Below are 24,963 nucleotides of genomic sequence, written 5' to 3' on the forward strand. Positions count from 1 at the left end.
CCGCCCGTACCCCTTTCTGCGCAAATTCTGTCAATCCTTCAATAAGCCTTTGGTTTATATGGAATTTTTTGTAAATACCTTGCGCCATGCACACCAATTGAAGTAAATAATTCACAAAAGGATGGATTGCCGACGATGACCAGGACGCTTTCGGGGTTGAAAATCAGGGCATTGCGCAAAAAGCGCGGACTTACGCAGGCCGAGCTCGCCCGTCGCGCCGGCATCTCCGCCTCCTATCTGAACCTGATCGAGGCCAACCGCCGCCCGGCGACCGCGGCGCTGCTCGAGCGTCTCGCCGAGGGCCTTCAAACCGAACGCGCGACGCTTGACGGGCAGGCGGAGAAGCGACACGTCGACGATCTCAACGAGGTCGCCGCCGATCCCGCCATCGGCGCGACCGCCATGCCGCCGGATGGCGCCGAGGAACTGGTCGGCCGCCTGCCAGACTGGGCGGACCTGCTGCTGCGCCTTTACCGGATCTACCGCGATCGCGACGAGGCGGTGACGGCGCTGGCCGACCGCCTCAACCGCGATCCCTTCCTGGCCGACAGCGTCCACCGTATGTTGACCAATGTGACGGCCATCCGCTCGGCGGCCGAGATCCTGTCCGACGAAGAACGACTCGACCAGCCGAGCCGGCGCCGCTTCCTCGACATCATCGCCTCCGACAGCGCCCGCCTGTCGGACACCGCCCAGGCGCTGGTGGACTTTTTCGGCAGCGCCCACATGCGGGTGCGTTCGGCCACACCGATGGAAAGCGTCGACGCCTTCATCGCCGAAACCGACAATTTCTTTCCCGATCTCGAGACGCTCGCCGTTTCCCTCGACAGCGTCGAGCCGGACGACCGCAGGCCCGGACATTACGACCCGTCCAGCCGCTTCACCCTCGTCAGGAACACCGTTCGCGACGCCGCACGCCCTCAGATCGAGCGGATCGTGGCACTCCACCCCGCACTCGGATCGGAAACGGCGCACGCGCTCGCCATCGCCGCGCTGGAAAGCTATGTCGCCGGCGCCGTCCTGATGCCGTACGACGACTTCCTGCAGGCCGCGCGCGAGACCCGCTACGACATCGACGCGCTGATGCGCCGGTTCGGCGTGTCCTACGAACAGGCCGCCCACAGGCTCGCCACCTTGCGCAGACCGGGGGCGGAAGGCGTGCGGTTTGCCTATATGCGCTCCGATCCGTCGGGCTACGTGACCAAGCGGCTGCCGCTCGCCCCGCTGCCCCTACCACGCTACGGCACGGCCTGTCCGTTGTGGGCGATCTATGGCGCGTTCCAGAGCCCGGGCGTCACTGTCCGGCATTTCGGCGCACTGCCCTCGGGTGAAAGCTTCCTGTTCTTCGCCCGCGCCGTCGACAAGAGCACGGCCACGATCGGCAGGCCGCGCAACCTGCAATCGATCATGCTCGTGTGCCAGTCGTCGGAGGCCGACGCGACGATCTACGCAGACGGCATCGACCGGGCCGCCGCGACACTCGCGGTGGGCACGGTGTGCCGGCTTTGCTCGCGCCGTGACTGCCGCCACCGCCAGGAAGCCCCGTTGATTGCATGAAACGCGGCACGGGCCGGGCATGAGGCGGCAGGCGTCAGACAAAAGACGTATGTTTGAACGGTGCCGATCCGTGTAGGACAAACCGCAAAAACAAGTGGGGACGAGGGTTGGAGCGGGCACGCATCCTGATCGTCGAAGACGAGCCCAATATCGTGGAATCGCTGCGTTTCATTCTGGAGCGGGCCGACTTCGCCGTACAAGCGGTCGCCAGCGGCGCCGACGCGCTGGAGCGGCTGCGCCATGACCGGTTCAGCGCCGCCGTCCTCGACGTGATGCTGCCTGGCATGAACGGCTTCGAGCTGCTGCGCGCGATCCGCGCCGATCCTGCCCTGGCACGGCTGCCCGTTCTCGTTTTGACCGCCAAGGGCCAAGCCGCCGACCGGCGCACGGCCGAAACGATCGGCGCCGATGCCTTCATCACCAAACCGTTTTCCAACGCAGACGTCGTAGCGCGGGTGCGCTCCATTGTCGGCGCGTGAACAGGATGACCGGCGCGACGACAGGCGCGGCGCGCGCGACCTGGCATCCGTGCTGCCCTTCGCCGCCGTCTTCCTGTTTCTGCCGCCCTTCATCCTGATCTTCACCGCCCCGGTGGCACCGGGCGGCATTCCCCTGATCGTGCTCTATATCTTCGGCATCTGGGCCCTCGTCATCGTGTGCGCGGCCATCGTGGCGGCCCGGCTTTCAGCTTCCGGCGAGCGCGACGAGGCGACAAGGCGGCCCGACGAACCGGCAAAAAGCTGATGTTGCCGGCGGATCTCGTCATCATTGCGTGCATCGCCTATGTGGCGCTGCTTTTCGCCGTCGCCTTTCTCGGCGACCGGCGCGCGCGGCGCGCACCCGGCGGCTGGCTGTCGTCGCCGCTGGTCTACACGCTGTCGATCTCGATCTACTGCACGTCGTGGACGTTTTTCGGCGCGGTCGGCTCGGCGGTGCGCAACGGGCTCGAGTTCGCCACCATCTATATCGGTCCGACGATCGTGTTCGTCGGCTGGTGGGTGTTCTTGCGCAAGCTCGTCGCCGTCGGGCGCACCTACCACACCACTTCCGTGGCCGACCTGATCTCGGCCCGATTCGGCAAGAGTTCCGCTCTCGGCGCGCTGGTCACCATCATCGCAGTGGTCGCCACAACGCCCTATATCGCGCTGCAGCTCAAGGCGTTGACGGCGAGTTTTCAGGTTCTGACCTATCCGGCCGGCGCGGTCGCAGCCGCCAGTCTCAGCCTAAAACCCGACTTTTCGATCGCATTCTGGATCGCAGCCGGGTTGTGCGCCTTCTCGATCATCTTCGGGGTGCGCAACATCAGCGTCAACGAGCGTCACCACGGCGTGATCGCCGCGATCGCGGTCGAGGCGGTGGTCAAGCTGGTCGCGCTGCTTGCGGTCGGGTTGTGGGTCGTGCTCGGCCATGAGGGCGGGCCAACGGCGATGTTTCAGAACGCGCCGGCGAACCTGACCAACCCGGCCGACACGTTCGGCAGCCGTTGGGTCAGCCTTGTCATTCTAGCCGGCGCGGCGGTGATCTGCCTGCCGCGCCAGTTCCAGGTGACCGTTGTCGAAAACACCAGCGAGCGCCAGTTGCGCACCGCCTCGTGGCTGTTTCCGCTCTATCTGTTCCTGATCTGCCTGTTCGTCATTCCGATCGCGCTCGCCGGCCTGCAGCGTCTCCCCGAAGGCTCGAACCCTGATTTGTTCGTGCTCACCCTTCCCTTCAGCGCCGATCAGGGCACGATCGGCCTGCTGGCCTTTCTCGGCGGTTTTTCCTCGGCCACCTCGATGGTGATCGTGTCGTCGATCGCGCTGTCGACCATGATCTCGAACCATCTCGTCATGCCGCTGGCGCTCAGCCTTCGCCTCGTCCCGGACGCCAGCGCGCGGCTGATGCGCAATTTCATCCTGACGGCGCGGCGCGCCAGCATCGTCTTCATCGTGTTTCTCGGCTTTTTATACTACCGGCTGAGCGCCACCTCCGACGCGCTCGCCGCTATCGGCCTGATCTCGTTCTGCGGCGTGGCGCAATTCCTGCCGAGCCTGGTCGGCGGCCTCTACTGGCACCGCGCCACCCAGACCGGCGCGCTCGCGGGGCTTGCCGCCGGTTTCGCGATCTGGGCCTATTCGCTTTTCCTGCCGAGTTTCGAGGGCGCCTTCCTGCTGCCGGCGAGCGCGATCGCCGACGGTCCGTTTGGGCTCGGCTGGCTGAAACCGCACGCGCTGTTCGGCCTCGACAGGTTCGACCCGCTGGTGCACGCGCTGTTTTGGAGCATGACGGCCAATCTGACGCTGTTCCTCGGCGTTTCCATACTCACCGATCCGACGCCCCTCGCCCGCTACCAATCGCGCCTGTTCATCGACATCTTCCGCCGCCAGACCGAAAGCGAGCTCAGCGTCATGCGGCGTACAGCGAAAATCCGCGACCTGCGCGGCATCGCCAACCGCATCCTCGGCCCCGGCGAGGCCGTGTCGCTGTTCGTGACGCAGAACGCGCACGACCACGCCATGACCGCCAGCGACGAGTTGATCGCGACCGTCGAACAAAAACTCGCCGCCAATGTCGGCGCCGCCACCGCGCGCGCGCTGGTGTCGTCGGTGGTGAGCAGCGAGACGATCAGCGTTGAGGAATTGAAGCGGTTGGCCGACGAGACCGAGCAGATCCGCGCCTATTCGGAAGAGCTCGAGCAAAAATCGCGCGAGATCGAGGCGACGGCCGACGAACTCGCCCGCGCCAACCGGCAATTGCGTGAGATCGACGAGCGCAAGGACGAATTTTTGAGCCAGGTAAGCCATGAAGTGCGCACGCCGATGACCTCGATCCGGTCCTTCAGCGACATCCTGTTGCAAAACCCGGAGATGGAAGCGACGCAGAAGCAGCGCTATCTCGGCGTCATCCAGGAGGAAAGTCTCCGGCTGACGCGGCTGCTCGACGGCATTCTCGACCTCAACCAGCAGGGCGCGGCCGGCACGCGGGCGGCAGCGACCACATTCGACCCGGAACTGGCGCTCGACCACGCACTGGCAAGCTGCGAGGCGCTGGCGCGCGCGGCCGGGGTCGGCATCAGCCGCACCAAGCCCGTGCGCCGCGCCGTCGTCGACGGCGACCGCGACCGGCTGGCGCAGGTGTTCATCAACCTGATTTCCAACGCGATCAAATATAACAGCGCCCGCAAGCCGTCGGTCACGATTGCAACCCGTGTGCGCAAAGGACGCTACGAGGCCATCATCAGCGACAACGGGCCCGGCGTGCCCGAGGCCGAACGCGAGACGATTTTTGCCAAATTCGCCCGCGGTGCCGCAGCCGGCCAGACAGGCGCCGGGCTCGGGCTCGCCATCAGCCGTCAGATCGTCACCGGTTTCGGCGGCACGTTGACGGTGTCGCAAAGCGCCGAGGGCGGCGCTGCGTTCACGATCAGCCTGCCGCTGGCGCAGCCGGCGCGCCACGCTAGCGGGACAGGTTGAGACAACGCCGAGCGCGGCCGAGGCAAAGGCCCGTTTTTCGCTTGCACGCGCATGGGCGAGCCTTTAAGGCTTGCCCCGGTTCGGAGCGTAGCGCAGCCCGGTAGCGCACTTGACTGGGGGTCAAGGGGTCGTGGGTTCGAATCCCGCCGCTCCGACCATTTCACAATGGGTCCATTCCGGACACATGGGTTACAGATTATACCGGAGACATGGATAACACTTTCGGCCCGAACGGGTTTTTCGAGTGCTTCCAGTCTGCATGTTTCATCGTCGAAATAGCCCAAATCATAGTCCATAAGGCTGACGAGCCAAATCCTGTCTTCGGCCTGCTTGCGAGCGGCCGGCTTTGCTCATCGTCTGATCACGTCATCGGCGGCCCGGTTCCTCCATGGACCGGTCCGCGCTATGCTCGCTTTGCAGAGGCGGGAGAGTAGGGCGTGAACGCGTATAGTGTCATTGTAGAATATGAAACGGTCGCCGGCCGTGAAGCCGAGTTTTGCGCGCTGATGGGTGAACATGCGCGCCTCACGCTAGAGGAGGAGCCGGGATGCCTGCGCTTCGAGTTGCTGCGGCCGACCGGCGAGGACGGCGCCCTCCTGCCCCGCCGTTTCATCACCAGCGCGCTCTATGCAAACCAGTCGGCGCTCGCCACACATCGGCGCAGCGCGCGACGCAAACGGGTCCTGGCGGCGATGGACCCGCTGACGGCGTCGCGCCGGCTGACCGTTTCGCGATCCGTCTTCCCCACTGCCACGGATGACGGGCTGCGGCCTGAAGAACTGAACGCCGCCAATGACGGCTAGAGCGAGGATTCGGAGCGACCCTGGGCGCGCTGGATGCGCTTCTGTTCCCATATTTTTTCCTCAAGCGCCTGCCGTTCGAGATCGGCCGCGCTCGGGGCGCGGGTTTCCACGCCGTACGGAGAGCCGGCGCAGGCGGCCAGCGCGAACATGGGCAGAAGGAGGATCAGGCGTCTTGCATGGCGCGGGACACTATCGTTTGCCGACGGCTTCGACGGTGAGGCCTGGTTTATCGGGCTCGCCCGAAGGGCCGGAGCGGAAAAGCCGTCCGAGCCGGAAAATGTCTACGGTTTTGATATCGCCCGTCAAACCGCAATCGCCCGACCTTGGTCTTTCGCGCCGGGGCTGACCAAGGGCTTGCGAGGGCGCGGCCAGGCACCGCTCGCCGTCTGCACGGCCGCGCAACCGTGACCTCTGCCGCCTGAACCGGCCATAAGCGGGTGCCTCAGCGCACCTGATCAAGCAGGCGCTTGCACTCCAACAGGTCGAACAGCGCCTCCTGCAGCAGCGCCCGGTTGTCACGCGAGAGCTTACCGTCGCCCTGCACGGGGCTATCGTCATCGGTCTTGCCGAGTCCGAAAAAGCGGCGGCTCGGCTTGGCCTTCGGCTCGCCGACCAGCATTTCGTCATCGGCGGTTTTGGACGCGGACGGTACCGGAGCGGCCGCCTGCTTGCGCTTGGTGATCGCTTCTGCGGCGGCAAGATCGCCGGCGCCGATCGCGGCCACGAACTGGACACCGTTCTCGCGCAGCAATTTCTGCACGCCCTTGATCGTATAACCCTGATCGTAAAGCATGCGTTTGATGCCCTTGATCAGATCCACGTCTTGCGGGCGATAATAGCGCCGCCCGCCGCCGCGCTTCATCGGCTTGATCTGGCCGAAACGCGTTTCCCAGAACCGCAGCACATGTTGCGGCAGGTCGAGGTCCTCGGCCACTTCACTAATGGTTCTGAAGGCGTCGGGGCTCTTGTCCATGGCGTGCTCCAGCAAGGACGTTCCTCCGATTCGGTTCCCATTTCAGCGGTTTACGCATAATTTTTCAAGCCGGTACGCCAGCCTGGCAAAGCCCGCTTCAACGGTCGCGGCCACCGCGCGGCGGCCGAAACGGTGTCGTTCCGCTTGAGATTGGCCGGACGAGGCTATTTTCCGCTTTTGACCCGCAACGCTTTGTGCGCGCGCAGGATGCGGTTCTTGAGCACATTCGAGGCCTTGAAGGTCATGACCTTGCGCGGCAGGATCGGCACTTCCTCGCCGGTCTTGGGGTTGCGGCCGATGCGCTCGTTCTTCTCACGCACCTGAAACGTGGCGAAAGAGGACAGCTTGACCGTCTCGCCGCGTACGACCGCGTCGCAAATCTCGTCGAGAACCATTTCAACAAGCTGCGCCGACTCCGTTCGGGACAGTCCAACCTTGCGGTAGACCGATTCGGCCAGATCGGCGCGCGTAATGGTCTTTCCCCCCATTCGGTCGTCCAGTCTCGCACAGAATTGCTAGATAATTCAAAACCGAAGGGACGTTAGGGAATCAACGGACCCAGGTCAAGAACCGGCATTGACGACAGGACCGCTACCAGCGCAACAGCACCGCGCCCCAGGTGAAACCGCCGCCCATCGCCTCGAGCAATACGAGATCGCCCTCGCGAATCCGGCCGTCGCCGACCGCGCACCCCAAGGCCAGAGGCACCGAGGCGGCCGAGGTGTTGCCGTGCAAATGAACCGTGGTGACGACCTTGTCTTCGGCTATCCCCAGCTTTTTGGCCGACGCATCGATGATGCGCTTGTTGGCCTGATGGGGAACGAACCAATCGAGATCGTCCGCGCCCACGCCACCGGCGGCGAACGTGGCTTCGACGACATCGGTTATCATGGCGACGGCATGTTTAAACACTTCGCGGCCCTGCATGCGCAGATGCCCGACCGTGCCGGTGGAGGACGGCCCGCCATCGACGTAAAGCTTATCCTTGTGCGTCCCGTCCGATCTGAGGCTTGCGGCCAGGATGCCACGGTCGGCCATCGTGCCCTGCCCTTCCGTCGCTTCCAAAACCACGGCGCCGGCGCCATCGCCGAACAGGACGCAGGTGGTGCGGTCGCTCCAGTCGAGAATGCGCGAAAAGGTCTCCGCACCGATGACGAGAACCCGCCGGGCCTGCCCGCCGCGAATATAAAGATCGGCCGTCGTCATGGCATAGACGAAGCCTGAGCACACGGCCTGCTGATCGAAGGCGAAGCCGTGATGCATGCCGAGGCGTTCTTGGATCTCGACGGCGGTCGCCGGAAAAGTGTGATTGGGCGTCGAGGTCGCCAGCACGATCAGGTCGATGTCGTCGGGCGTCATGCCGGCGGCGGCGAGCGCATTGCGGGCCGCCGCCTCGCCGAGTGAGGCCGTGGTCTCGTCGTCGGAGGCGATATGGCGCTGGCGAATGCCGGTACGCTGGACGATCCACTCATCCGACGTCTCGACCATGCCTTCGAAATCGGCGTTGCGCATGACACGCCGAGGCAATGCGGTTCCGACACCGCGCACGACTGATCGTATCATCCCCTGTTCCTAAATATCGCCCGAGGCGGTTTGTGTGCCCGTGCGCTCGCCGGCCGATCGCTGGGAGTGGAAAAGATCGAGATCGGCCCTGATCTTTTCGATCAGGCTGTTGCGCGCCATATCGTAACCGAGTTCCACGGCGGCCGAAAAGCCCTCGTCGTCGGTGCCGCCATGGCTCTTGACGACGATCCCGTTCAGCCCCAGGAACACGCCGCCATTGATCTTGCGGACATCCATTTTTTCACGCAGGCGCTGAAAGGCGGAGCGCGCGAAAATATAGCCGATCCTGGCGAAAAGCGTCCGGCTCATGGCACTGCGCAGATATTCGGCCAATTGCTTGGCCGTGCCTTCCGCCGATTTCAGCGCGATGTTGCCGGCAAAACCTTCGGTGACGACGACGTCCACGGAGCCCTTGCCGATATCGTCGCCTTCCACGAAGCCATGATAATCCATCGTCCTGAGATCGGCCTCGCGCAACAGCCGGCCCGCCTCGCGCACATCCTCCTGGCCCTTGATCTCCTCGACGCCGACATTGAGCAGGCCGATTGTCGGCCGGTCGAGATCAAACAGCGCACGCGCCATCGCGGCGCCCAGAATGGAAAAATCGATCAATTGATGGGCGTCGGCGCCGATGGTCGCGCCGACGTCGAGCACGATGCTTTCGCCGCGGATGGTCGGCCAGATGGCCGCGATCGCCGGGCGCTCGATATCGGCCATCGTGCGCAGGCAGAATTTCGACATCGCCATCAGCGCGCCGGTATTGCCGGCCGACACGCACACCTCGGCCTCGCCCTTCTTGACGGCTTCGATCGCCTTCCACATCGAGGATTTCCACCGGCCCTGCCGCAGAGCCTGGCTCGGCTTGTCATCCATGCGCACGGCGACCTCGCAGTGCACGAATTCCGAAACCGCGCGCACGCGCGGATATTTTTCCAGAACCGGAACGACGGCGTCCTCGCGCCCGAACAGCAAAAAGCGCGCATCGGGGCGCCGCTCGACCACCTTTTGGATGCCCGGAATGATCACGGACGGTCCGTGGTCGCCGCCCATGGCGTCAATGGATATCCTGATCACGCCTGTCTCATCTCATATCTGATGATGGTCGAACCTCCGGAAGCCCGGCGAAAATAGCGCTTTTGAAAGTCGGCACAACCGGATTCGCCGGATCAGAGCGCACAGTTGTCAGCTTTTGCGTTTCAAGGAAAGCAATTTCGCGAAAGGCGATTCCTCTTCTCGAGAACCCGACGGGCCTTCATCGAGGCGGGAAACGGGCGCGGCCTCGCTGCGCGGGTAAGGATCGAGGCCGAGCGCGAAATATTGTTCGGCGAGCGCGCCGACATCGATCGTATCGCCCAAAAACGTCTCCGGTGCGTCCTGCCCCTCCGGATCGAGCAGGATTTCGCCCTCCGCCGAGACATCAGGCCGGGCAAGCCGCGAGTTTTCGGGAACGAACAGCGCCTCGAGCATTTCCTCGACGCGCGCATCGAGCGGCTGAAGGGTAACCACGCAGGTCTGCACGATGTCGGCCGAAACCGAGCCGGCGACCCTGACGCCATCCGCGCGCCAGGCCGACACGCTCAGCGTCGCGCGGAAATTGCGTACCGCCTGCAGGTCGTGGATCGCGGCCAGGGCCGCCTTCTGGTCCTCGTCCGCGATGATCGAAACCGGCATGCCCTTGCGCGGTAGCGTGCGGATATTGACCCGGAAGGATATCGGGCTGTCGACAGTATCGGCCATCGTCTCAAGCTCCCGCGGGACGGCCTTCGGCCGGCGGAAAGGCGATCTCGCCGCGCAGCAGGCTTTCGCTGTCCTGGCGCTGCAAGGCCTCGTGCGCGGCCATCACATAGTCGGCCAGCGGGACAGCGCCCTGCCAGTCGGTTGTGTCGGGCCGGATATTGCGCGCCAGCGCGGCGCTGAGGGCGGCGCGGTCGCCCGCCTCGATCGCCTCGCCATAAGCGCCGGCGCGGCCGTAAAACATGCGCGCCAGCTTCTTCACCCGCTTGGCGATGCCGAGATCGCCGATACCCAGTTCGCGTAGCGAATGGTCGACGTCGCGGAAGAACTCGTCCGTCAGATCCTGCACCAGTTCCGACAATGGCGCGCCTTCGCGCCGCGCCCGGTGCATCAGCAAGAAGACATGCAGCGACAGCATCTCGAAGCGGCCGAGCGGCGTGTCAGGCACCGACCACGTGTCATAGGCAACCGGCTGCCGCGCCGCCGCCACGATTTGCCGGTAGAGTATCTCAACGACGGCCTGGTTCGGTTTCGGGGCGAGGCCAAGTAGTTGTTTGAGCATGCCGGGTGACTCCCCTGGTCCGCCTCACGAGGGTGCGCCTGTTGCATCGGCGTGTAAGCTGGTTTACCGAGTTCGCGCCGCGGTGCAAGTCGCGAAGCGCCTTTCATGGAGATGTCGTTGCTGCCAGTCAATTTCAATGGGGACAAACGCCGGCGCTATCTTCTCGCCGCCATGGCGGCCGGGTTGCTGCCGCTTGCCGGCTGCAACACCGCGCAGACCCTGAACCCGCGCGAAACCCTCACCCAGGGCTATGTCGTCGACGAGGAGGCGATCGAGCTCGTTCCGGCCGGCTCGAGCCGCGAGCAGGTGTTGCTTGCGCTTGGCACGCCGTCCACCACCGCCACCTTCGACAACGAGGTATTTTATTACATCTCGCAAAAGCGGGTGCGTCCGGTCGCCTTCATGCGCCCGCGCCTGGTCGAGCAGCGGGTGCTCGCGGTTTATTTCGGCGATGACGGCCGGGTGTCGAGCCTGTCCAATTACGGGCTGCAGGACGGCAAGGTCTTCGACTTCGTGTCCCGGACCACCCCGACCGGCGGCAAGGACCACACTTTCGTCGGTCGTCTCTTGTCCGGCCTCGGCAGCGGCAAGCCGCCGCCCAACGGCCCGTTCGGCGGCCCGCCGGTCTGATCCGGGCCGGCCGAAACCGAGCCGAACCCAATCGGGAACTGAAAAACCCCGCGGGATCGCTCCCGCGGGGTTTTTTGCTCGATGTCGCCGGTATGCCGTCAGTGCGCCAGGACGGCGAGCAGCAGCAGGGCGACGATGTTGGTGATCTTGATGGCCGGGTTGACGGCCGGGCCGGCAGTGTCCTTGTAGGGATCGCCGACCGTGTCACCGGTGACGGAGGCCTTGTGCGCGTCGGAGCCCTTTTCGTGCTTGACGCCATCCTTGTCGACGAAGCCGTCCTCAAAGCTCTTCTTTGCGTTGTCCCAGGCACCGCCGCCTGACGTCATCGAAATGGCGACAAACAGGCCATTGACGATAACGCCCAACAGCGAGGCACCGAGCGCGGCAAAAGCCGACGCCTTGGAGCCCGAGATCAGGTAGACGCCGAAATAGACCACGAGCGGCGCCAGAACCGGCAACAGCGACGGGATGATCATTTCCTTGATCGCTGCCTTGGTGAGCAGATCGACGGCGCGCGCATAGTTCGGCTTGGATGTGCCTTTCATGATGCCCGGATCGTCGCGGAACTGTCTGCGCACTTCCTCCACAATCGAGCCTGCAGCGCGGCCGACCGCGGTCATGGCGATGCCGCCGAACAGATACGGGATCAGGCCGCCGAAGATCAGGCCGGCAACCACGTAGGGATTGGACAGCGAGAACGAGACGTCGCCCATATCGGCAAAATAGGGGAAGGTCGCGCTGTTGGCGGCGAAATATTCCAGATCGTAGGAATAGGCCGCAAACAACACCAGGGCGCCGAGGCCGGCCGAGCCGATCGCGTAACCCTTGGTGACCGCCTTGGTGGTGTTGCCGACCGCGTCGAGCGCGTCGGTGGTCTGGCGCACTTCCGGCGGCAGGTCCGCCATTTCGGCGATGCCACCGGCATTGTCGGTGACCGGGCCGAACGCGTCGAGCGCGACGATCATGCCGGCGAGGCCGAGCATGGTGGTGACCGCGATCGCGGTGCCGAACAGGCCGGCAAGCTGGAAGGTCGAGATAATGCCGGCAATGATCACGATGGCGGGCAGCGCTGTCGCCTCAAGCGAGACGGCCAGGCCCTGGATGACATTGGTACCGTGGCCGGTGACCGACGCCTGAGCGATCGAATTCACCGGGCGCTTGTTGGTACCGGTGTAATATTCGGTGATCACCACGATCAGCCCGGTCACCAAGAGGCCGACGATGCCGCACAGGAACAGGCTGGTGCCGTTGACGGTCGTGCCGTCGGCGAGGGTGATGTCGTTCCAGCCGATCGTCAGCGAGGTGGCCGCGCCGATGCCGATCACGGTCAGCAGACCGGTCACGATCAGGCCCTTGTACAGCGCGCCCATGATCGAGCCGTTGGCGCCGAGCTTGACGAAGAAGGTGCCGATCACCGACGTGATGATGCAGGCACCGCAGATCGCCAGCGGATAAAGCATGACGCTGCCCAGAACCTCGGTGCCGCCGAAGAAGATGGCGCCGAGAACCATGGTGGCGACGACCGTCACCGCATAGGTTTCGAACAGGTCGGCGGCCATGCCGGCGCAGTCGCCGACATTGTCGCCGACATTGTCGGCGATCGTGGCCGGGTTGCGCGGATCGTCCTCCGGGATACCAGCTTCCACCTTGCCGACTAGGTCGCCGCCGACATCCGCACCCTTGGTGAAGATGCCGCCGCCGAGGCGGGCGAAGATCGAGATCAACGAGGCGCCGAAACCGAGCGAGACCAGGGCGTCGATGACGGCGCGGTCGGACGGCGCGTGGCCCATCGGGCCGATCAGCACGTAATAATAGACGGCAACGCCGAGAAGGGCGAGGCCGGCGACGAGCATGCCGGTGATAGCGCCGGATTTGAACGCGACGTCGAGGCCGGCGGCCAGGCTGTTGGAGGCGGCCTGGGCGGTGCGCACATTGGCGCGGACCGAAACATGCATGCCGATGAAACCGGCGGCGCCCGACAGGACGGCCCCGATCAGGAAGCCGATAGCGGCCGCACCCGACAACAGCCACCAGGCCAACAGGAATACGACGACCCCGACGATCGCGATGGTGGTGTATTGTCGGCTCAGATAAGCCTGCGCGCCCTCCCGAATAGCGCCGGCGATTTCCTGCATGCGCTCATTGCCCTGGTCGGCCGCAAGGACCGATTGCGTCGCCCAGATGGCGTACAGGACAGAAAGAAGGCCGCAGGCGATGACGATATAAAGTATTGTCACTGCCAATTTCCTCGAGTTTGGCCCGGAAGAACCCCTCCCCGGGCCGTTGAAGGAAGATCGGTCCCTGCCGAGACATGGCGGATTCCGACCAGTCGCCGCGGCTTATGCGAAACGGCTGGGGCAACGTCAAGGTTTTGTTAAAGTTTTGCCCGGCTTTCGCCATGAAAGCGGAGCGGAAAGGTGAAGGTTTTGCACCCAGCGTGCAACACAACGCGGCAAATACCGCCCGGGCCGGGCGATGGAACGGTTTTCAATAAAAGCCGACCGGCGCGCCCGACGCGAAAACCGCCTCGTGACGGATCACAGCCATGGCTAGGGCCGGTCACCGGCGCCGGTCGGACGCACAAAACACGACACGGTCGCGCGGCGCGCGGCGCGCGGCGACAAGGGGCCGATTCGTCAGGCGGGCGCCTTGCGCCGCGCCGAAACGACAAGCACCGCGAGAGCGCCGATACACACGAAGACGCCCGGGAAGATGATCCAGTTGAGCATGTCCCAACCCCACGCGTTGTACACCTGCCCCGACATCAGCGATGCGAAGGCGACCGAGCCGAACAGCAGGAAGTCGTGAACGCCCTGGACCTTGCCCTTCTCGGCATCGGTATAGGTTTCCGACACCATGGCGGTCGCGCCGATGAAGCCGAAATTCCAGCCGACGCCAAGCAGAATCAGCGCGCTCCAGAACTGCCACAGCGCGATGCCCGACAGCGCCACGATAGCGCAGCCGACGAGCAGGATCAGACCGGTCGCCACGATCGTCTCCTTGCCGAAACGGGCGATCAGCCGGCCGGTGAAAAAGCTCGGTGCGAACATGGCCATGACATGCCAGGAAATGCCGAGCGCAGCTTCGTCGGGCGAAAAGCCGCAACCAACCATGGCAAGCGGCGCGCCGGTCATGACAAAACTCATCAACGCGTAGGAACCGACCGCGCACAACAACGCGACCATGAAGCGCGGCTGCGCGAGGATTTCGCCCAGCGGGCGTACCGGCGCGTCCGTCTGCGCCGAGGCAACGGCCTGCCGATCATGCAGGCGCAGGAAGGACAGGATCACGGCGCCGAGCGCGGCCAGGCCGATCACGGCGGCGAACGAGCCGGCGAACATGACCGGGGCAAACAGGCTACGGGTAAAGATGACGACTTGCGGCCCGACGATCGCCATCACGACACCGCCGGCAAGCACGGTGGAGATCGCCCGCGCCTTGAACTGGGAGGGGGCATTGTCGGCGGCGGCGAAGCGGTATTGCTGGACCGACGCGCCGCCGAAGCCGATGATCAGCAGCCCCAAGGAAAACAGCCAGAAATCGCCGCGAAACAGGGCGAAGGTGGCGAGCGCGCCGCCAAGCGCGGTCGCCAGGGTGCCGGAGAGAAAGCCGTTGCGCTGGCCGAAACGGCGCACGAGCCAGGCGAGCGGCAAGGCACCGAGCGCGACGCCGACCGTATAGGCTGTGACCGGCGCGGTGGCGAGCGACTTGTCGGCGCCGAGAAGATAGTGACCGGCCAGTCCGCCGATCGAAATCGAAACCGGGGCGGCGGCACCGACAATCGCATTGGACGCGGCCAGGATGAGCGCGGTGCGGCGCGCTTCGCGCGCCTGCGTTTCCACCGTCATCAGGCGCCCCTTCCCCGACCTTCGCCGCGCAGGCGTCGCGAGACCCGGTCCAGCACCGCGTTGACCAGCTTCGGTTCCTCCTCCGCGTAGAAGGCCTTGGCGATATCGACATACTCCGACACGATGACGGCGACCGGCACGTCTGCGCGTTTCATCAACTCGAAAACCGCCGCCCGCAGGATGGCGCGCAAAGTCGTATCCAGGCGCGACAGCGGCCAGTCCTCGGTCAGAGCCTGGCGGATCACAGGGTCGACCGTCTTCTGGTTTTCCACGACGCCGGCCAGAATGGCCCGGAACCATTGCGGATCGGCCTCGCGGTAAAGCGCGCCGTCGAGTTCCTTGCCAAGACGAAAGGATTCATATTCGGCCGTGGTTTCCAGCAGGCCGCTGCCGGCGACGTCCATCTGGTACAGCGCCTGAACGGCGGCGAGCCGAGCCGAGCCGCGCTTGTTGGCGGGACGCGTCTGTGGTCGCCCATTGTCGGCCGGAGCGGTCACGATCAGGCTCCGAGCCTTTCACGCACGGCGACCATGGTCAGCGCCGCGCGCGCGGCGAAACCGCCCTTGTCGCCTTCCGAACGCTTGGCGCGCGCCCAGGCCTGTTCTTCGTTTTCGACGGTGAGAATGCCGTTGCCGATCGCGATCGATTCCTCAACCGCGAGGCGCGTTAGCGCGCGCGAGGATTCGTTGGCCACGATCTCGAAATGATAGGTCTCGCCACGTATGACACAGCCCAGCGCGACGAAGCCGTCATAATCGGCGCCGGTGCCTTCGCCGGCATCGAGCGCGAAGGCGATCACGGCGGGAACCTCGAGCGCCCCGGGCACGGTGACGACATCGTAGGTGGCGCCGGCCTCCTCGCACGCCGCCTTGGCGCCCTCGAGAAGCGCATCGGAAATCCGGTCGTAGAAGCGCGCTTCGACGATCAGCAGATGTTTTTTCCTGGAAGCGCTCATGGGTCTCTCCGAGTAAGCGGGTCACTTAGGCCGAACGGCGATGGCACGCAAGCGCGAGTTTGCCGGCCAGCCGGTCCCGGCAATCATTAGACACGAACTGCCGTTGTCGGCCGGCCCGGCGCAAGTTTATTTGCGCCATGCGGATCGATGGCGGACCGAGCCCTAAACGTCTTCGTGCGCAGCCTCGGCCAGCCGCGCAGCGTAACGCGCCATCGTGTCGATCTCCAGGTTGACATGGTCGCCAACCTGGCGCTCACCCCAGGTGGTGACGACGAGCGAATGGTGGATCAGGAGCACGTCGAAATGCGTGCCCTCCACCCGGTTCACGGTCAGCGACGTACCGTCGAGCGCGACCGATCCCTTGGGCGCAATGAACCGCGCCAGTGCGCGCGGCGCCTCCAGGGTGAAGCGGACCGCGTCGCCCTCGTCCTTTCGGGCCACGATCTCGGCGAGGCCGTCGACATGGCCCGACACGATATGGCCGCCGAGCTCGTCGCCGAGCTTCAGTGCGCGTTCGAGATTGAGCCGACTGTGCTCGCGCCAGTCAGCCACCGTCGTCAGCCGCAACGCCTCCTCCCACGCCTCGACCTCGAACCAGCGCGCGTTCGATCCCTGATCTGGCAGCGCCACCACCGTCAGGCAGACGCCCGCGCAGGCGATCGAGGCGCCGATCTCGATCGTGGCCGGATCATAGGCGGTCTCGATGCGGATGCGCCGGCCCTCCGCAAGCGGGCGTATCCCCGTCACCCGGCCGATATCGCTGACGATCCCGGTAAACATCTACGCCGTCCTCACAAGTTCGATGCATTCGTCCGGGCCGAAACGCGCACGGCGCAGGACACGGAACCCCTCGGGCAGCGTGTCGCGGTCGAACGGCGCAGCAATGCCGCCCGCGCCGATCGCCTCCGGCCCGGTGAACAGCACGATCCGGTCGACCAGCCGCTCGGCCAAAAACCCCTTGGCGGTGTTGGCGCCGCCTTCGACCATCACGCTCGACATGCCCTGGGCGGCCAGATCCTCCAAAAGCTCCGGCAACGCGACCGCGCCGTCAAACTCCTCGGTGGCGAGCAGGCCCACGCCGGCCCGCGCCAGCGCCTGGCGCCGCGCCTCGGGCGCCGAGGCGCAGGCGGCGACCAGAACCGGAACCCGCGCGGCCTGCGCGACCAGCTTCGAGGTTACGGGAAGGCGCGCGCCGCTATCAAGCACGATGCGCACAGGCGAGCGGTCCTCCAATCCGGGCAGTCGGCAGGTCAGTTCGGGGTCGTCGGCGATCGCGGTGCCGATACCGATCAAGACGGTGTCGGCCTCGGCACGCATCAGATGGACCTGTGCGCGCGCGACAGGACCGGTGATCGGCACCTGGCCCTGCCCAGCGCGGCCGATCATGCCGTCGGAAGAAACCGCCAGCTTCAGAATCACTTCCGGACGTTTTTTCATGGAACGCATGAGATAGCCGGCCATGACGTCGCCGGCCCGATCGGCCAGAACGGCCTCGACGACCTCAACGCCTGCGGCGCGCAACATGGCGTATCCCTTGCCCGAAACGCGCGGGTCAGGATCGGTCGAGGCGCCGACGACGCGCCCGACCCCGGCGGCGATCAAGGCCGAGGCGCAGGGCGGCGTGCGGCCATGATGGGCGCAGGGCTCGAGCGTGACATAGGCGGTCGCCCCGCGCGCCCGCTCGCCGGCCTCGGCCAGCGCCTCGGTCTCGGCATGGGGCCGCCCGCCGCGCGCGGTCACCCCGCGGCCGACAATCACTGGACTGTTGCCCTCATCGGCGACGATCAGGGTTCCGACCGAGGGATTGGTGGCGGTGAGGCCGAGATTGCGGCGCGACAGCCGGATCGCGGCCGCCATGAAACGCCGGTCGAGCGCGGCCTGATCCCTGCCGGCGGAGGACGGCGTCGTCACGGATCGCGGGCGACTTCCTCGCCGCCCAATTCGCCGAGCAGTTCGTGAAAATCCTTCGCCTCGCGGAAATTGCGATAGACGGAGGCAAAGCGCACATAAGCGACATCGTCGAGCGATTTCAGCGCTTCCATGACGAGCCGGCCGATCTGGTCGGAGGCGATCTCGGTCTCGCCGGAACTTTCAAGCTGGCGCACGATGCCGGAGACAGCGCGCTCGATCCGCTCCGGCTCGACATTGCGTTTCCTGAGCGCGATGTCGAAGGAGCGGATCAGCTTGTCGCGGTCGAACGGCACCTTGCGGCCGGATCGCTTGACCACCACGAGGTCGCGAAGCTGCACCCGCTCGAACGTGGTGAAGCGCCCGCCGCAATCCGGGCAGACGCGGCGCCGCCGGATCACTGCGCCGTCCTCGGCCGGACGGGAATCCTTCACGGCCGTGTCTTCAGACTGGCAATAGGGGCAACGCATCGCGATCCCTCGTCGTGGTCGTTGGCAGCAGGCTGACGTCAGCCCATATAGGGATAGAGCGGGAACCTTTCGGTCAGTGCAATCACCTTGTCCTTGACCGCAGCTTCCACGGCCGCGTTGCCGTCGTCGGAATTCGACGTCTTGAGACCGTCCAGCACCTCGGCGATCAGACTGCCGATCTCGCGGAACTCGGCCTGGCCAAAGCCGCGCGTGGTGCCGGCGGGCGTACCCAGCCGGATGCCCGAGGTGACAAAAGGCTTTTCCGGGTCGAAGGGAATGCCGTTCTTGTTGCAGGTTATGTTGGCGCGGCCCAGAGCGGCCTCGGCGCGCTTGCCGGTGGCGTTCTTGGGCCGGAGATCGACCAGCATCAAATGGTTGTCGGTGCCGCCCGAGACAATGTCGAGCCCGGTCTCCTTGAGGCTCGCGGCGAGCGCCTTGGCGTTGGCAGCAACCTCGCGTGCATAGGTCTTGAACTCGGGTTGCAGCGCCTCGCGGAAGGCGACCGCCTTGGCGGCGATGACATGCATCAGCGGCCCGCCCTGCAGGCCCGGGAACACGGCGGAGTTCACCTTTTTCGCAACCGCCTCGTCATTGGTCAGGATCATGCCGCCGCGCGGCCCGCGCAGCGATTTGTGGGTGGTGGTGGTCACGACATGGGCATGCGGCACCGGCGAGGGATGCACGCCGGCGGCGACGAGGCCGGCAATATGGGCCATGTCGACCATCAACCAGGCGCCGACCGCGTCGGCGATCTCGCGGAAACGCTTCCAGTCCCAGAAACGCGAATAGGCGGTGCCGCCGGCCAGGATCAGCTTGGGTTTGTGTTCATGCGCCAGACGCTCGACCTCGTCCATGTCGAGCAGATGGTCGTCTTCGCGCACGCCGTAGGAGACGACGTTGAACCATTTTCCCGACATGTTGACCGGCGAGCCGTGCGTGAGATGGCCGCCCGAATTCAGGTCGAGGCCCATGAACGTATCGCCGGGCTGCAGCAGGGCCAGAAACACGGCCTGGTTCATCTGCGACCCGGAATTGGGCTGCACATTGGCGAACTGACAGCCGAAAAGCTGTTTGGCGCGCTCGATGGCCAGTTCCTCGGCGATGTCGACGAACTGACAGCCGCCATAATAGCGCTTGCCCGGATAGCCCTCGGCATATTTGTTGGTCATGATCGAGCCCTGCGCCTCGAGCACCGCCCTGCTGACGATGTTTTCCGAGGCGATCAGCTCGATCTCGTGGCGCTGGCGACCGAGTTCCTTGCCGATCGCGCCGAAGATTTCAGGATCAACGTCCGCGAGCGGGCTGTTGAAGAAGCTGTCGGCAGCGGGCGATACGGCAGTGGCAGTAGCCATAATGAACGGTCCTCATGTCGAGATGGTCCAGGATGAGCGGGCGCATTAACACACTTCGCGGCGGGCTTCCACGCGGCCGGCGCGAAATTTGCCTGGCGCGATCGCAACGGCCGGATCGTGAGCGCATGGGTGGCCCGGGCATGGGATCACGCAGGCGAGAAACGGGACAACGCGTGCACGAAAAAGACCTCTCCGCACAGTGGAGAGGTCCCGATCAGACGGGAAAACCGCCGTTCTTTAGAGAGCGGAGGAAATCATCAGTTCATCGACGCCGTCGCGGCCATAAATGTCGTCGCGGAAATGCACCACCTGATCGCCGGTCGACCAGGCCGAAATGTAGGTGAAATAAACCGGCACAGGGCCGGCCAGAGCCACAGGCGTGCTTTCACCGGTTTTGATGGTCTGCTCGAAACGCTGGCGGTTCCAGCCATCGGTATCGCGCAGCAGCCAGGTGACGAGATCACGCACGTTCTGGACGCGCACGCAGCCGGACGAATCGAACCGCATGAGCTTGTTGAACAGCCCCTGCTGCGGGGTGTCGTGCATGTAGACGGCATGCGGGTTGGGGAAATTGATCTTCACCGACGCCATGGCATTGATCTTGCCGGGATCCTGGCGGAAGCGCAGCTTGGTCGCCTCCTCGGTCGACCAGTCGATGGTGGCCGGATCGACCTCGGCGCCGCCGGGTCCGAGGATGCGGATGCTGTTTTCGGCGAGATAGTTCGGGTTTTTGCGCACCAGCGGAATGATGTCCCTGCGCACGATCGAGACCGGCGCGTTCCAGTACGGGTTGACGATCACTTCGTTGATCTTGGAATTGAGGATCGGCGTCTGGCGGTCGATCTTGCCGACGATCGCGGTGTGACGCAGAACGACACGCGAATTCTCGACCGCCTCGATCTGGGCGGCGGGAATATTGACCATGACATACCGGTCACCGAGAAAGCCCGACATCGACCGCAGTCGCACAATATTGGTTTCAAGCTGACCGAGCCGCACCGGCGCCGAAACATTCATCGCAGCGAAGGAGTAGCGGCCAAGCACGCCGTCGGCGGGAAGGCCATGGCGCGACTGGAAGCGCTTGACGGCGGTATCCACGTAGGTGTCGAAGGCCGACGACATACCGGCGCTTTGGGCCAGGTCGCCGGAAATCATCAGCCGGCGGCGCAGCGCCTCGACATCGCGGTCAACCACGCCAAGACGCAGCTTTTTGGTGGCCGGCACCATCGGCCAGCCGCCGCGAGACACGATGCTGGCATATTGCGCGACCGCCTGTTCGACATGGCCGACGGTCTGCGGGCTGAGAATCGGCAGATTCGAGGCCACCTTCTCGCCATTGCTGGCGCGGGCGTCGAACTGATCGTCCCATGCGCCGCGCTTCGGCGACAGGATCAAATCCCGGATGACATCCTGCTGGGCGCGCGCAGGCACCGTGGTCAGGGACGCGGCGGCCAAGCCCGCGCCAACAAGGAACTTGCGGCGATCCGTCTTCATCGTGCCAGTCAGCCTCATTCGTGTTGTTCGCGCGCCAAAGACGCGACATCGTCATCAGGGGTCGAGCCTAAAAGCGCGTGGTTAACAAAGCGCCTAACGTCGATCGCGGCCCATGAACCCCGATGTTCCTACACGAAAGAATATGGCGGCAAGAAGGCCCCGGCGCGACACATATGCGTGAGCGGCCGAAAAGACGGCGGCCGGCGCCACGCGCCGGCCCGCCATTTTCAAACCGAGGCGAGGACTGACTACATCCGATAGGCGATCGTGTCGTTCCAGAAACGGTCCAGACGCTGCAGGGCGCGGTTCATCTGGCGGAATTCCTCGATATTGATGCCGCCGACCTGCTCGATCGAGCCGATATGGCGATTGTAGAGATTGCCGACGACCTCGGCGATCTCCTGCCCCTTCGGCGTCAAGCTGACCCGCACCGAGCGACGGTCGACACGCGAACGCTGATGGTTGATGAAGCCGAGATCGACCAGCTTCTTCAAATTGTAGGACACATTCGATCCGAGATAGTAGCCGCGCGAGCGCAGTTCCCCCGCCGTCAGCTCCGAATTGCCGATGTTGAACAACAACAGCGCCTGGATCGCGTTGATGTCGGAACGGCCGTTACGTTCGAACTCGTCCTTGATCACATCGAGCAGGCGGCGGTGAAGACGCTCCACCAGCTGCAACGATTCCAGATAGAGCGAACGGATCGCTTCATGTCCCTCGCCTTCGGCCGGGACGGCCTGCGGGGCCTGTCGTGACTTGATCATCGTCTTTGCCTCTTGTTTGACGCCCGGTGATTGTTTTTGTTTTCACCTTGGCGTCGACCCTAGCGCAGACGAATAAAATTCGACTTAAACCTCAGCCTTAACAAGCGATTACGGAGCGGAGATCAAAAGATGCGTTAATTTTGTCTCAATGCGCGCGGCACAATTTTCAATCAATTCGAGCGTCGCGGCGCTGCAACGCTATACCGACGCGGAATGCCACGTAAAGCAGTGCCACGACCGCATGCGACAGCGCGATCAGCGGTCTGTCGCCGAACATTTCGGGGAAACCCCAATACATCGCCGTCTCCGTCGCGGCGCAAATGAACCAGATCACCGGCCCCCAGGACGCGGTCATCCACAAGCCGATACCGGCAAAGGGGAAAAGCACCGACAGCGACACCGACGCCACCTGCCATTCCACGGGCATCGTGTCGAAACGCCACAGCGGCCCGTCATAATAACCGATCAGCCGGACCCAATAGGCCACCCCGAACATCAGGCTGTAGGCGGCAACGACGCGCAGGAACCAGGGGAAGGCCGCTTCGACCAGTCCCGGCCGCCAGGCCGCTGCGTCGACGCCGTCCTCGCTCACAGGTCCAGTTCCCGCTCGAGCGGCGCGAAATAGGCGTCGACGACATCTTGCGTCACCGCCTCCAGCGTTGCCGGCCGCCACACCGGCGTGGCGTCCTTGTCGATGATGGCAGCCCGAATGCCCTCGTAGAAATCGTGACCGGCCAGCATGCGGTTGACGACGCGGAACTCCATGCGCATGCACGCGGCCATATCGATTGCCGCGCCCTCGATGATCTGGCGGTGGGTGACACGCAGGCTGGTGGGCGAGCGCCTGGCGATCGTATCCAGCGTCGCTGCGGCGAAATCCTCGCCGGCCGCCGCGCCCCGGCGCAAGGAGGAGCGCGTTTCATCAAGATCGTCGGGCGCGAAATGGCGGGCAATGGCCTCCAGTGTGTCGGACGCGGTCTCGCATGGCACCGTTTGCGCGTAGCGCGCGGCGACGGCGTCGGCATCGCCGCTTTCGGCAAGCGCGGTCAGGATTGCCTCGAGATCTGCCTGTTGGACCGCGTGGCTTGCAAGCCCGCTCCACACAGCGTCGCCCTGGCGGATGCGGGCGCCGGTCAGACCGAGATAGAGGCCGAAGCGGTCCTTCAGCCGCGGCAGGATGTAGCTGCCGCCGACGTCGGGGAAAAAACCGATGCCGACCTCCGGCATGGCGAAGACGGCGTTTTCGCTCATCAACCGGTGGCTGCCGTGGAACGACACGCCGACGCCGCCACCCATGGCGATGCCGTCGACCAGGGCGATATAGGGTTTGGGAAAACGCGCAATGGCGAGGTTGAGACTGTACTCGTCGGCGAAGAAGTCGACCGGCGGATTGCCGGCGCGTCCGGCCTCGTAGATATGCAGGATATCGCCGCCGGCGGAAAAGGCCCTGCCCTCGGCCTTGATGACGACCAGAGCCACCTCAGGGTCGTCGGCCCAGGCGGAGAGCGCCCTTGTGAGCGCCAGCACCATGGCGTGGGTGACCGCGTTCAGCGCCTTGGGGCGCGTCAGCGTCACCACCCCGGCGGCCCCAAGCCTTTCGAAACGTATCTCCTCGCCGCCGCCGAAATCCATGCCGATCGTCCTTCGCGTCGTCTCCGCTGCAAGGTCGTCGCACCGCTCGATCCGGCCGGCCTTACCCGATGCCGAGGCTTATGCGGCGACCGCCCCGGCGTCAATCTCGCCGGTGACAAAGCCGGCGGCAAGGCTCTCACGCCGGGCTTTGAGCGGTGCCGCGGCCATGCTATCCCTCGCGCAGATTCCGCCCCCGACATGGAGTGCGCCATGAACCGCATGTTTGGCGACAGAAAGATCGGCGCGCGCAGCGTCGACGAGATCACCGCGAGCCGGCGTCTGCGGCGCTTGCGCAAGGCCGACTGGTCGCGCCGCATGGTGCGCGAGAGCCGGTTGTCGGTCGACGACCTGATCTGGCCCATCTTCGTCATCGAAGGCGAAAACCGGCGCGAGGAAATCGCCGCCATGCCCGGCGTCTACCGCATGACGCTCGACCTGGCGGTCGCGCAGGTGGAAGAAGCGGCGAAACTCGGCATCCCGGCGATCGCCACCTTCCCCAATATCGAGCGCGGCCTGCGCGACCAGACCGGCTCGCACATCCTCGACGCAGACAACATCCTCAACAAGGCGAGCCGGGCGATCAAGCAGGCGGTGCCGGAGATCGGCATCATCACCGACGCCGCGCTGGACCCGTTCACCGATCACGGTCATGACGGCATCCTGCGCGAGGGCGTCATCGTCAACGACGAATCGGTCGCGCAAATCGCCGAGGCGGCGGTGCTGCAGGCGGCGAGCGGCGCCGACGTGATCGCACCGTCGGACATGATGGACGGGCGCATCGGCGCGGTGCGCGACGCGCTCGACGCCAACGGCTTCCAGGACGTGGCGATCATGTCCTACGCGACCAAGTTCGCCTCGTCCTTCTACGGACCCTATCGCGAGGCGGTCGGAACGGCCGGCCTGCTCCAGGGCGACAAGCAGACCTACTATATCGACCATGCCAATTCCGACGAGGCGATGCGCGAGGCCGAGCAGGATCTCGCCGAAGGCGCCGACATGATCATGGTCAAGCCCGGCCTGCCCTATCTCGACATCGTCCACCGGCTGAAGGACGCGTTCGCCGTGCCAACGTTTGCCTACCAGGTGTCGGGCGAATACGCGATGATCAAGGCGGCGGGCGCCAATGGCTGGATCGACGAAGACCGCGCGATGATGGAATCGCTGCTGTGCCTCAAGCGCGCCGGCTGCGACGGCATCCTGACCTATTTCGCGCCGCAGGTGGCGCGGGTGCTTTCGGAAAGATGATGGCGGCGACAGGGTTTTCGT

26 protein-coding genes and 1 tRNA gene are annotated in these 24,963 nt (G+C 64.8%); 8 read left to right on the top strand and 19 right to left on the bottom strand.

The genetic code is table 11. The annotated features are described in order from the left end of the window. The first annotated feature begins 135 nt into the window (after positions 1-135). The 6 genes from GN330_RS18425 to GN330_RS18450 all read left to right on the top strand — a co-directional run bounded on the left by GN330_RS18425 (position 136) and on the right by GN330_RS18450 (position 5,812). The gene (locus GN330_RS18425; protein ID WP_156714172.1) at positions 136-1,557 is read left to right on the top strand and encodes a helix-turn-helix domain-containing protein; all 1,422 of its coding nucleotides are present in this window, start codon (positions 136-138) and stop codon (positions 1,555-1,557) included. A 107-nt stretch (positions 1,558-1,664) separates the two neighbouring features. Continuing rightward, positions 1,665-2,036: a response regulator transcription factor gene (locus GN330_RS18430; RefSeq protein ID WP_156714173.1), complete on the top strand. Its 372-nt coding sequence runs from the start codon at positions 1,665-1,667 to the stop codon at positions 2,034-2,036. After that, complete coding sequence (locus GN330_RS18435) at positions 2,023-2,301, top strand: hypothetical protein (RefSeq protein ID WP_156714174.1); 279 nt, start codon at positions 2,023-2,025, stop codon at positions 2,299-2,301. Before GN330_RS18430 ends, GN330_RS18435 begins: the two co-directional genes overlap by 14 nt. Further along, the gene (locus GN330_RS18440) at positions 2,301-5,009 is read left to right on the top strand and encodes an ATP-binding protein (RefSeq protein WP_156714175.1); all 2,709 of its coding nucleotides are present in this window, start codon (positions 2,301-2,303) and stop codon (positions 5,007-5,009) included. Before GN330_RS18435 ends, GN330_RS18440 begins: the two co-directional genes overlap by 1 nt. Before the next feature lie 81 nt (positions 5,010-5,090). Continuing rightward, a tRNA-Pro gene (locus GN330_RS18445) sits at positions 5,091-5,167 on the top strand. Between the two features lie 279 nt (positions 5,168-5,446). After that, positions 5,447-5,812, top strand: coding sequence for a putative quinol monooxygenase (locus GN330_RS18450; RefSeq protein WP_343040878.1), 366 nt, complete (start codon positions 5,447-5,449; stop codon positions 5,810-5,812). Here GN330_RS18450 and GN330_RS18455 read toward each other — a convergent pair. From GN330_RS18455 to GN330_RS18485, 7 genes are all read right to left on the bottom strand, one after another. Beyond that, positions 5,809-5,961, bottom strand: coding sequence for a hypothetical protein (locus tag GN330_RS18455; protein WP_156714176.1), 153 nt, complete (start codon positions 5,959-5,961; stop codon positions 5,809-5,811). The two genes, GN330_RS18450 and GN330_RS18455, sit on opposite strands and share 4 nt — an antisense overlap. Before the next feature lie 293 nt (positions 5,962-6,254). Next, positions 6,255-6,785, bottom strand: a complete 531-nt coding sequence (locus tag GN330_RS18460; protein WP_156714177.1) for a MerR family transcriptional regulator — start codon at positions 6,783-6,785, stop codon at positions 6,255-6,257. Between the two features lie 164 nt (positions 6,786-6,949). Then, a complete protein-coding gene (locus tag GN330_RS18465) occupies positions 6,950-7,273 on the bottom strand; it encodes an integration host factor subunit alpha (RefSeq protein ID WP_156714178.1) in 324 nt (107 codons plus the stop codon). A 103-nt stretch (positions 7,274-7,376) separates the two neighbouring features. After that, complete coding sequence (locus tag GN330_RS18470; RefSeq protein ID WP_156714179.1) at positions 7,377-8,348, bottom strand: beta-ketoacyl-ACP synthase III; 972 nt, start codon at positions 8,346-8,348, stop codon at positions 7,377-7,379. A gap of 9 nt (positions 8,349-8,357) precedes the next feature. After that, on the bottom strand, positions 8,358-9,422 hold the full coding sequence (gene plsX, locus GN330_RS18475; protein WP_343040880.1) for a phosphate acyltransferase PlsX: 1,065 nt from the start codon (positions 9,420-9,422) through the stop codon (positions 8,358-8,360). 108 nt (positions 9,423-9,530) lie between these two features. Next, positions 9,531-10,085 (bottom strand): YceD family protein, encoded by a 555-nt coding sequence (locus GN330_RS18480; RefSeq protein WP_156714180.1) that lies wholly within the window; start codon positions 10,083-10,085, stop codon positions 9,531-9,533. Between the two features lie 4 nt (positions 10,086-10,089). Then, entirely contained in the window at positions 10,090-10,644 is a 555-nt protein-coding gene (locus tag GN330_RS18485) for a ubiquinol-cytochrome C chaperone family protein (RefSeq protein WP_156714181.1), read from the bottom strand. 105 nt (positions 10,645-10,749) lie between these two features. Here GN330_RS18485 and GN330_RS18490 point away from each other — a divergent pair, with 105 nt between their 5' ends. Further along, positions 10,750-11,274, top strand: a complete 525-nt coding sequence (locus GN330_RS18490) for an outer membrane protein assembly factor BamE (RefSeq protein WP_156714182.1) — start codon at positions 10,750-10,752, stop codon at positions 11,272-11,274. A gap of 98 nt (positions 11,275-11,372) precedes the next feature. Here the strand turns inward: GN330_RS18490 and GN330_RS18495 are convergent, their stop codons facing one another. From GN330_RS18495 to GN330_RS18550, 12 genes are all read right to left on the bottom strand, one after another. Continuing rightward, positions 11,373-13,511, bottom strand: coding sequence for a sodium-translocating pyrophosphatase (locus tag GN330_RS18495; RefSeq protein ID WP_343040882.1), 2,139 nt, complete (start codon positions 13,509-13,511; stop codon positions 11,373-11,375). Between the two features lie 399 nt (positions 13,512-13,910). After that, a complete protein-coding gene (locus GN330_RS18500) occupies positions 13,911-15,122 on the bottom strand; it encodes an MFS transporter (protein WP_156714184.1) in 1,212 nt (403 codons plus the stop codon). Further along, positions 15,122-15,619, bottom strand: coding sequence for a transcription antitermination factor NusB (nusB, locus tag GN330_RS18505; RefSeq protein WP_343040884.1), 498 nt, complete (start codon positions 15,617-15,619; stop codon positions 15,122-15,124). Before nusB ends, GN330_RS18500 begins: the two co-directional genes overlap by 1 nt. Positions 15,620-15,621: 2 nt before the next feature. Next, complete coding sequence (gene ribH / locus GN330_RS18510; protein ID WP_156714186.1) at positions 15,622-16,077, bottom strand: 6,7-dimethyl-8-ribityllumazine synthase; 456 nt, start codon at positions 16,075-16,077, stop codon at positions 15,622-15,624. Positions 16,078-16,239: 162 nt separating this feature from the next. Further along, positions 16,240-16,857: a riboflavin synthase gene (locus GN330_RS18515; protein ID WP_156714187.1), complete on the bottom strand. Its 618-nt coding sequence runs from the start codon at positions 16,855-16,857 to the stop codon at positions 16,240-16,242. Beyond that, on the bottom strand, positions 16,858-17,934 hold the full coding sequence (gene ribD / locus GN330_RS18520) for a bifunctional diaminohydroxyphosphoribosylaminopyrimidine deaminase/5-amino-6-(5-phosphoribosylamino)uracil reductase RibD (RefSeq protein ID WP_156714315.1): 1,077 nt from the start codon (positions 17,932-17,934) through the stop codon (positions 16,858-16,860). A 50-nt stretch (positions 17,935-17,984) separates the two neighbouring features. After that, positions 17,985-18,455 carry a transcriptional regulator NrdR gene (gene nrdR / locus GN330_RS18525; RefSeq protein WP_156714188.1) on the bottom strand — a complete coding sequence of 157 codons (471 nt, stop codon included), beginning with the start codon at positions 18,453-18,455 and terminating at the stop codon, positions 17,985-17,987. Positions 18,456-18,493: 38 nt separating this feature from the next. Next, complete coding sequence (gene glyA / locus GN330_RS18530) at positions 18,494-19,807, bottom strand: serine hydroxymethyltransferase (protein ID WP_156714189.1); 1,314 nt, start codon at positions 19,805-19,807, stop codon at positions 18,494-18,496. Positions 19,808-20,044: 237 nt separating this feature from the next. Further along, the gene (locus tag GN330_RS18535) at positions 20,045-21,301 is read right to left on the bottom strand and encodes a L,D-transpeptidase family protein (RefSeq protein WP_156714318.1); all 1,257 of its coding nucleotides are present in this window, start codon (positions 21,299-21,301) and stop codon (positions 20,045-20,047) included. 248 nt (positions 21,302-21,549) lie between these two features. Further along, on the bottom strand, positions 21,550-22,065 hold the full coding sequence (gene ldtR, locus GN330_RS18540; RefSeq protein ID WP_156714190.1) for a transcriptional regulator LdtR: 516 nt from the start codon (positions 22,063-22,065) through the stop codon (positions 21,550-21,552). A 166-nt stretch (positions 22,066-22,231) separates the two neighbouring features. Next, entirely contained in the window at positions 22,232-22,657 is a 426-nt protein-coding gene (locus GN330_RS18545) for a DUF6163 family protein (protein WP_343040887.1), read from the bottom strand. Next, positions 22,654-23,697, bottom strand: coding sequence for an enoyl-CoA hydratase/isomerase family protein (locus tag GN330_RS18550; RefSeq protein ID WP_156714191.1), 1,044 nt, complete (start codon positions 23,695-23,697; stop codon positions 22,654-22,656). Before GN330_RS18550 ends, GN330_RS18545 begins: the two co-directional genes overlap by 4 nt. A gap of 210 nt (positions 23,698-23,907) precedes the next feature. Between GN330_RS18550 and hemB the strand changes: the two genes are divergently transcribed. Next, positions 23,908-24,942: a porphobilinogen synthase gene (gene hemB, locus GN330_RS18555; protein WP_156714192.1), complete on the top strand. Its 1,035-nt coding sequence runs from the start codon at positions 23,908-23,910 to the stop codon at positions 24,940-24,942. Positions 24,943-24,963 lie beyond the last annotated feature (21 nt).

The sequence above is a fragment of the Nitratireductor arenosus genome (genome assembly GCF_009742725.1).
GTDB classification, from domain to species: Bacteria; Pseudomonadota; Alphaproteobacteria; order Rhizobiales; family Rhizobiaceae; genus Mangrovimarina; species Mangrovimarina arenosa.